This window comes from Mesorhizobium sp. M5C.F.Ca.IN.020.29.1.1 (genome assembly GCF_003997375.1).
Classification (GTDB): Bacteria; Pseudomonadota; Alphaproteobacteria; order Rhizobiales; family Rhizobiaceae; genus Mesorhizobium; species Mesorhizobium wenxiniae.
Window position 1 is genome coordinate 1 of record NZ_RZSW01000288.1, and the last position, 7,755, is coordinate 7,755.

At 62.4% G+C, this 7,755-nt stretch carries 6 protein-coding genes; 5 read left to right on the forward strand and 1 reads right to left on the reverse strand.

Annotated features, from left to right (window positions below; genetic code table 11):
• Positions 1-561: aquaporin (locus tag EOA85_RS21455; protein WP_127211081.1), on the forward strand; the 561-nt coding region annotated here is incomplete at its 5' end.
• 112 nt (positions 562-673) lie between these two features.
• On the opposite strand, the gene katG is transcribed toward EOA85_RS21455, so the two are convergent.
• A complete protein-coding gene (gene katG, locus EOA85_RS21460) occupies positions 674-2,869 on the reverse strand; it encodes a catalase/peroxidase HPI (protein ID WP_127211082.1) in 2,196 nt (731 codons plus the stop codon).
• A 137-nt stretch (positions 2,870-3,006) separates the two neighbouring features.
• Here katG and EOA85_RS21465 point away from each other — a divergent pair, with 137 nt between their 5' ends.
• The 4 genes from EOA85_RS21465 to EOA85_RS21480 all read left to right on the forward strand — a co-directional run bounded on the left by EOA85_RS21465 (position 3,007) and on the right by EOA85_RS21480 (position 7,513).
• Positions 3,007-3,915, forward strand: coding sequence for a hydrogen peroxide-inducible genes activator (locus tag EOA85_RS21465; RefSeq protein ID WP_127211083.1), 909 nt, complete (start codon positions 3,007-3,009; stop codon positions 3,913-3,915).
• 332 nt (positions 3,916-4,247) lie between these two features.
• On the forward strand, positions 4,248-5,378 hold the full coding sequence (locus EOA85_RS21470) for a TRAP transporter substrate-binding protein (RefSeq protein WP_065010811.1): 1,131 nt from the start codon (positions 4,248-4,250) through the stop codon (positions 5,376-5,378).
• 69 nt (positions 5,379-5,447) lie between these two features.
• On the forward strand, positions 5,448-6,095 hold the full coding sequence (locus tag EOA85_RS21475) for a TRAP transporter small permease subunit (protein ID WP_127211084.1): 648 nt from the start codon (positions 5,448-5,450) through the stop codon (positions 6,093-6,095).
• Positions 6,092-7,513, forward strand: a complete 1,422-nt coding sequence (locus tag EOA85_RS21480; protein ID WP_127211085.1) for a TRAP transporter large permease subunit — start codon at positions 6,092-6,094, stop codon at positions 7,511-7,513. Before EOA85_RS21475 ends, EOA85_RS21480 begins: the two co-directional genes overlap by 4 nt.
• The last annotated feature ends 242 nt before the right edge of the window (positions 7,514-7,755 follow it).

Sequence of the window (7,755 nt, forward strand, 5' to 3'; positions counted from 1 at the left end):
CTTGCATTCGGCATCGGCCTGATTGCGGCGGCCTATGCGATCGGCCCGATCTCGGGCGCGCATCTCAACCCGGCGGTGACGCTCGGCGTGTTCCTTGCCGGCCGAATGCAGGCCAAGGACGTCATCCCCTATTGGATCGCACAGATCATCGGCGCCATCATTGCGTCGCTGGCGCTGTGGATCATCGTCTCCGGACAGGTCGGCGGCCATAGCGGCGGCTTCGGCGCCAATGGCTGGGACACGACGAAATGGGGCGCCAGCTCGGCGTTCCTGTGGGAGCTGATCGGAACCTTCACCTTCGTCACGGTGATCCTTGGCGTCACAAGCGGCAGCCACATGACGGCCTTTGCCGGCCTTGTCATCGGCCTGACGCTGGCGGGACTGCATTTCGCCATCATTCCGGTGACCGGCACATCGCTCAACCCGGCCCGCTCGATCGGCCCGGCGCTGTTTTCGGACAGTGCCGCGATCGGCCAGCTCTGGCTGTTCATCGTCGCACCGCTAATCGGCGGCGCCATCGCCGGCGTGGTTGCCAAGACGCGCATCTTCGAGAAGGATTGACAGTCGAAGGGCTGAATCAAGAAAGGCGCGGGCCAGGCCCGCGCCTTTCTTGTTGAGACTCGAGAAACTTACCGCAGGCGGGAAGCTATCCCGCTCCGGACTTTGGCGCCGATCAGGCGAGTTCGAAGCGATCGGCGTTCATCACCTTGGTCCAGGCCGCGACGAAATCCCTGACGAATTTCTGTCCGGCATCCGCTGACCCATAGACTTCGGCAAGTGCTCGCAGCTGCGCGTGCGAGCCAAAGATCAGGTCGGCACGGGTGCCGGTCCATTTGACCTCCCTGGTCTTGCGGTCGCGGGCTTCGTACACCTCCTCGGAGCCTGCGGCCGGATCCCAGATCGTGTTCATGCTGAGCAGGTTGACGAAGAAGTCGTTGGTCAGCGTGCCCGGCCTGTCGGTGAACACTCCATGCTTCGACTTGCCGGCGTTGGCGCCGAGCACCCGCAGGCCGCCGACGAGCACCGTCATCTCCGGCGCCGTCAGCGTCAGCAACTGCGCCCGGTCGACCAGCAGTGCTTCGATCGACATCGGCTGCTTGCCGCGGACATAATTGCGGAAGCCATCAGCGGTCGGCTCAAGCGCGGCAAAGGACTGGACGTCCGTCTGCTCCTGCGAGGCGTCCATGCGACCCGGCGTGAACGGCACCTTGACGTCTTGGCCACCGTCCTTGGCGGCCTTCTCGACCGCGGCGACGCCGCCGAGCACGATCAGGTCGGCAAGCGAGACCTTCTTGTCACCCGTCTGCGCGGCATTGAACTCGTTCTGGATGCCTTCGAGCTTCGAAAGCACCTTCGACAGTTCGGCCGGCTGGTTGACGTCCCAGTCCTTCTGCGGCCCAAGGCGGATGCGTGCGCCGTTGGCGCCGCCGCGCTTGTCGGAGCCGCGGAACGTCGAGGCCGACGCCCAGGCGGTCGAAACCAGTTCGGAAACCGACAGGCCCGACGCCAGGATCTTCGCCTTCAGCGACGCAATATCCTGCTCGCCGACCAGCTCGTGGTCGACCGCCGGGACAGGATCCTGCCAGATCAGCTCTTCCTTCGGCACCAGCGGGCCGAGATAGCGGACAACCGGGCCCATGTCGCGGTGGGTCAGCTTGAACCAGGCGCGGGCGAAGGCGTCGGCGAACTGATCCGGATTCTGGTGGAAACGCCGCGAGATCTTCTCGTAGGCGGGATCGAAGCGCAAAGCGAGGTCGGTGGTCAACATGGCTGGCGCGTGACGCTTTGACGGATTATGCGCGTCCGGCACCGTGGCCGCGCCGGCGCCGCCCTTCGGCGTCCACTGATGGGCGCCCGCCGGGCTCTTCGTCAGTTCCCATTCGTAGTTGAACAGATTATCGAAGAAGTTGTTGCTCCACTTGGTCGGCGTCGTGGTCCAAGTGACCTCGAGCCCCGAGGTGATGGCGTCACCGGCGATGCCGGTGGCATGCTTGCTCGACCAGCCGAGGCCCTGCGCCTCGATGCCGGCGCCTTCCGGCTCCGCCCCGACCAGAGCGGCATCTCCGGCGCCATGGGTCTTGCCGAACGTGTGGCCGCCGGCGATCAGCGCCACGGTTTCCTCGTCGTTCATGGCCATGCGTGCGAAGGTTTCACGGATGTCGCGTGCCGAGGCTAGTGGATCGGGCTTGCCATTCGGCCCTTCCGGGTTGACGTAGATCAGCCCCATCTGCACGGCGCCGAGATGGCCCCGAAGTTCGCGGTCGCCGGAATAGCGCTCGTCGCCGAGCCACTTGGTCTCGGAACCCCAGTCCACATCCTGCTCGGGCTCCCAGACGTCGGCGCGGCCGCCGGCAAAGCCGAACGTCTTGAAGCCCATCGATTCCAGCGCGACATTGCCGGTGAGGATCAACAGGTCGGCCCAGGAAATTTTCCTGCCGTATTTCTGCTTGACCGGCCACAAGAGCCGCCGTGCCTTGTCGAGATTGGCGTTGTCCGGCCAGCTGTTGAGCGGCGCGAAACGCTGCTGGCCGGCGCCGGCGCCGCCACGGCCGTCGCCTATGCGATAAGTGCCGGCGCTGTGCCAGGCCATGCGGATGAAGAGCGGGCCGTAATGGCCGAAATCGGCCGGCCACCAATCCTGCGAATCGGTCATCACCTGGTGCAGGTCCTTGATGACCGCATCGAGATCGAGGCTGTTGAACTCCTTGGCGTAGTCGAAGTCCTCGCCCATCGGGTCCGAGAGGCTCGACTGCTGGTGGAGAACGGCAAGGTCAAGCTGGTTTGGCCACCAGTCACGGTTGGTCCTGCCGGCCGCCCCATGCGCGACCGGGCATTTGCCGGCGCTGTTGTCATCGGTCTTTGCGTCCATCGTTCTCTCCGATTCGTTGATTTTTGTTGATTTTCCGGGCGGGACTTGAGCCACGCCATTCTGGAATGGTTCCAGACTAGGCCGCATTGCCGATAAAAACAAATTGCCTTTAATGTTTGTTGCGATAGGCTTTCCTTATGATAGGCCTCACCGTCCGGCAGATGCAATATTTCGAGGCGCTGGCACAGACGCTGCATTTCGGCCGCGCGGCGAAGCTGGCCGGGGTCAGCCAGCCGGCGCTGTCGTCGCAGATCGCCGAGATGGAACTGCGGCTCAACTGCCGGTTGTTCGAGCGCGGCGGCAAATCGGTGCGGATGACCGACGAGGCACTGGCCATGCTGCCGCGGATCGAGCGCATTCTTGCCGACATCCGCGAGATCGAGACCACGGCCCGGCGCGGCCGCCCCGCCATGGAAGGGCGCTTCCGGCTCGGCATCATCCCGACAGTGGCGCCCTATCTCCTGCCGCATGTGTTGCCGGAGCTGAAACGGCATTTTCCGGCCTTGCAGCTCGAATTGCGCGAAGCGATGACCGCGTCGCTGGTCGAGGACACCGCCCTGGGAAAGCTCGACGCCTTCATTGCGGCGCTTCCCCTCGATCAGCCTGGGCTGATCACCGAGCCGCTTTTCTCCGACCGGTTCTTCCTTGCCGTGCCGGCCGGCGACCCCGCCTTCGCCTCGCCGCCGGTGCCGCCGGAAAGCCCGGCCTTGGAAAAGCTGATGCTGCTGGAGGAAGGCCACTGCCTGCGCGAACAGGCGCTTGCCGTCTGCGGCAGCGTGCGGCCGGTGGCAATGGCGAGCTATGGCGCAACCAGCCTGACGACGCTGCTGCAGATGGTGGCGCACGGGCTCGGCGTCACACTGATCCCGGAAATGGCCGCAGGGCCGGCCAGCGCCATGCGCGATTTGAAGATCGTGCCGTTCCAGGAACCGATGCCGCAGCGCACGATCTGCCTCGCCTGGCGGCGCAACAAGGTCCGGCACGACGAATGTCTCGAACTGGTCAAGATTATCCGCGGGCTGGATCAGGCGATGCTGGCGGCGTGAGGTAGAGGATCAGAGGGTCCGATTGACCTCAATCTCGTTTCCAAGCTGCGAGCAAGGGGCCCATGCTTCCATAAACAGGGTCCTTTCGCGGACGGTCAACACTGGAGATCGTTACGACCGCCTTGGCAGCCTGCGCAGCAGTCCTACATTCGTTATGGGAACGAGATGGAGGATACGCGCCGACTACTAAAGTCGGATGCGGAAACACAGTGGCGCTTGTGCCGGACCAGATGCCCGAGGTCCGATGTCACCGGCAGCGAAATTGGTTGCGTGGAGGCCGAGTTTGCATATTCTGGTTGTGGCAGAAGAGTTTACAACAGTGGGAGGAGTAAATGTCCGACAAGAAAATCTCGCGTCGCGGGTTCCTGGAAAAGTCCACCGCCATCACCGCCGGTGCGGCTGCAGCGACGACGCTCTCGGCCCCGGCGGTACTGGCGCAGGCGCCGGTGACCATCAAGATGCAGACCTCCTGGCCTGCGTCGGACATCTGGATGGATTTCGCGCGGCTATACATAGAGCGCGTCGAAAAGATGTCGGGCGGCCGGCTGAAGTTCGAGCTCCTGCCCGCGGGTGCGGTCGTGGGCGCGTTCCAGGTGCTGGATGGCGTCAATGACGGCGTCATCGACGCGGCGCATACCGTCCCCGTCTACTGGTACGGCAAGCACAAGGCCGCGTCGCTTTTCGGAACTGGCCCTGTGTTTGGCGGCAGCGCCACCACCATGCTCGCCTGGTTCCACCAGGGCGGCGGCAAGGATCTCTACCGCGAGCTGACGCAGGACATCATGGGCCTCAACGTGGTCGGCTTCTATGGCTTCCCGATGCCGGCGCAGCCGTTCGGCTGGTTCAAGAATCCTGTCACGACCACCGCCGAACTGCAGGGATTCAAGTATCGGACGGTGGGTCTTGCCGCCGATCTCATGCAGAACCTTGGCCTCAGCGTGGCGCAGCTGCCCGGCGGTGAAATCGTGCCGGCCATGGAGCGCGGGGTTATCGACGCCTTCGAATTCAACAATCCGTCATCCGACCTTCGCTTCGGTTCGCAGGACGTCGCCAAGAACTACATCTTGTCGTCCTACCATCAGGCGAGCGAGTCGTTCGAATTCCTGTTCAACAAGGACGTATTCGACGACCTCGACGACGATTTGAAGGCCATTCTCGAATATGGCGTGGAGGCGGCCAGCACCGCGACCACCGCAGTCGCCCTCGACAACTATTCGGCCGACCTGCAGAAACTGCAGACCGAGCACGGCGTCACCGTGCACCGCACCTCCAAGGAGATTCTCGACGCACAACTCCAGGCTTGGGACAAGATCATCCCGACGCTGGAGGCGGACGAGTTCATGAAGCGGGTGCTCGATAGCCAGCGCCAATGGGTCGAACGCGTTGTCTACTACGAGCTTATGAATTCAGCCGACCTGACACTGGCATACGAACATTACTTCCCAGGCAAGCTGAAGGTCTAATTCGCGCCTCCGCTTGGGCAAATCCGGCGGTCTTCCCGACAGCCGGATGTATCTGACGGAACCCGAGACATGCTCCGCTACATCGCATTCGCCGATGAACTTTCGGCATGGTTTGGAAAGGTATTCGCGTGGAGCGTCGTCATCATGACGCTCGGCGTGAGCTATGAAGTTGTCGTGCGATACCTGTTCAGTGCGCCGACCGCGTGGGCATTCGACCTCAGCTACATGCTCTACGGCACCATGTTCATGATGGCTGGCGCTTACACCTTGTCGCGAGACGGGCATGTGCGCGGCGATTTCGTCTACCGTCTGTGGAGGCCGCGCGTGCAAGCGGCGGTCGAACTTGTCCTGTACTTCATCTTCTTCTTCCCAGGCGTGACGGCGTTGGTTCTGGCCGGATGGAAGTATGCCGCACGCAGCCTCCGCTATCTCGAGGTAAGCTCGAACAGTCCGGCCGGGATTCCGATCTTCCAGTTCAAGGCCGTCATCGTGGCGGCAGGCATCCTGCTCTTCGTTCAGGGGATTGCTCAGGTGTTCCGCTGCGTCGTCTGTCTGCGAACCGGAACATGGCCGCGCGCAGCTGAAGACGTGGAAGAGACCGAGAAGGTGCTGATGGAAGCCAAGACGCTCGATGTTCTGCATCACGGTTCGGAAGCAGTCGACCTCCCATTCCTTCACCCCGACAATCGCCCCGAACGCGACGGAGAAGACAGATGAGCGATCCTCAGGTCGCCGTTGCGATGCTGCTCATTCTACTTCTGGCGATCTTCCTTGGCTTCCCGGTTGCGTTCACGTTGATGGCGCTCGGGGTCGCCTTTGGCTACTACGCTTATTTAAATCCGGGACGCATGTGGCGCGCCTACGAACGGGCGGTTGAGGATGGTGCCGACGGCTGGACGCTTACGGAACATTGGATCGGCGGCTTCTTCAACAACCGCATTTTCGATCTGTTCGTGAATCAGACTTATTCAGTAATCTCGAACGATGTGCTGACCGCTATCCCGCTGTTCCTGTTCATGGGCTACATCGTCGAACGGGCCAATATCATCGAGCGCCTTTTCGGCACTCTCTATATCGCCACCCGGCACATTCCCGGCTCCATGGCGGTCGCCGCCCTTATCACCTGCACCCTTTTCGCAACGGCCACAGGCATCGTCGGCGCGGTCGTGACACTCATGGGCCTGCTGGCGTTTCCCGCCATGCTGAAGGCGCGTTACGACATCAGATATGCCTCGGGAGTGATCTGCGCGGGCGGAACCCTCGGTATCCTCATTCCGCCATCCATTCTGCTCATCGTCTATGGCGCGACGGCGGGTGTGTCGGTGGTTCGTATGTATGCGGCAGCCCTGCTTCCAGGACTGCTGCTTGCCGGCCTCTATCTGATCTATGTGGTGGCGAAGGCGGTGCTGCAGCCGCAGGTGGCGCCAAAGCCGACCCGAGACGAGGTAGGCCACTATTCGGTCCTGCAAATCAGCTGGATGCTGCTGACTTCCTTCGTCCCTCTGGCTGTCCTGATCCTCGCGGTGCTCGGCGCTATTCTCTTCGGCCTCGCCACGCCTTCGGAGGCTGCCGCTATCGGCGCGCTCGGCGGCGTGGTGCTGGCCGCCGCCTACCGCGCCCTGACGTGGCAACGCCTGAAGGAGTCGGTCTATCTGACGGCGCGCACGACCGCGATGGTGTGCTGGCTGTTCGTCGGCTCCGCCACCTTCGCCTCGGTCTTTGCCTATCTGGGAGGCCAGCAACTGATCAGCGATTTCGTCACCGGCCTCGACATGTCGCCGCTGATGTTTCTGATCGTCGCCCAGATCATCATCTTCATCCTGGGCTGGCCGCTGGAATGGACCGAGATTATCGTTATCTTCATTCCGATCTTCCTGCCGCTGTTGGCGCATTTCGAGATCGATCCGCTGTTTTTCGGCGTGCTCGTCGCGGTCAACCTTCAGACGGCCTTTCTGTCGCCGCCCATGGCGATGTCGGCCTACTACCTCAAGGGCATTTCGCCGCCGCATGTTCAGCTTTCGGATATTTTCCGCGGAATGATGCCCTACATGCTGATCGTTATCCTGTGCATGGTCATCATCTACATTTTCCCGCAGATCGTGTACGGGCTGCCCAACCTGATCTACGGAGGCTGAGACGGGGATGCCGCGGCGAGTGGAGCACAATAGATGAACTTGAGCCGCTTCCTGGCCGTCTTGGCGTTTGTTGTCTTTCTGGCGTTTTTCGGCATCGTAATCCGGTTCGTCCCGCATCCCGATCTAGGCGTTGCGGTCGGCATCGGCGTCCTCCTTGCGGGCTACGACCTATGGAGCCAGCTAAGGTCTCGCGCGAGGTAATAGCTGGATTGGGGGCGGTCGCGGGGAAGCTGCCTGGCTGC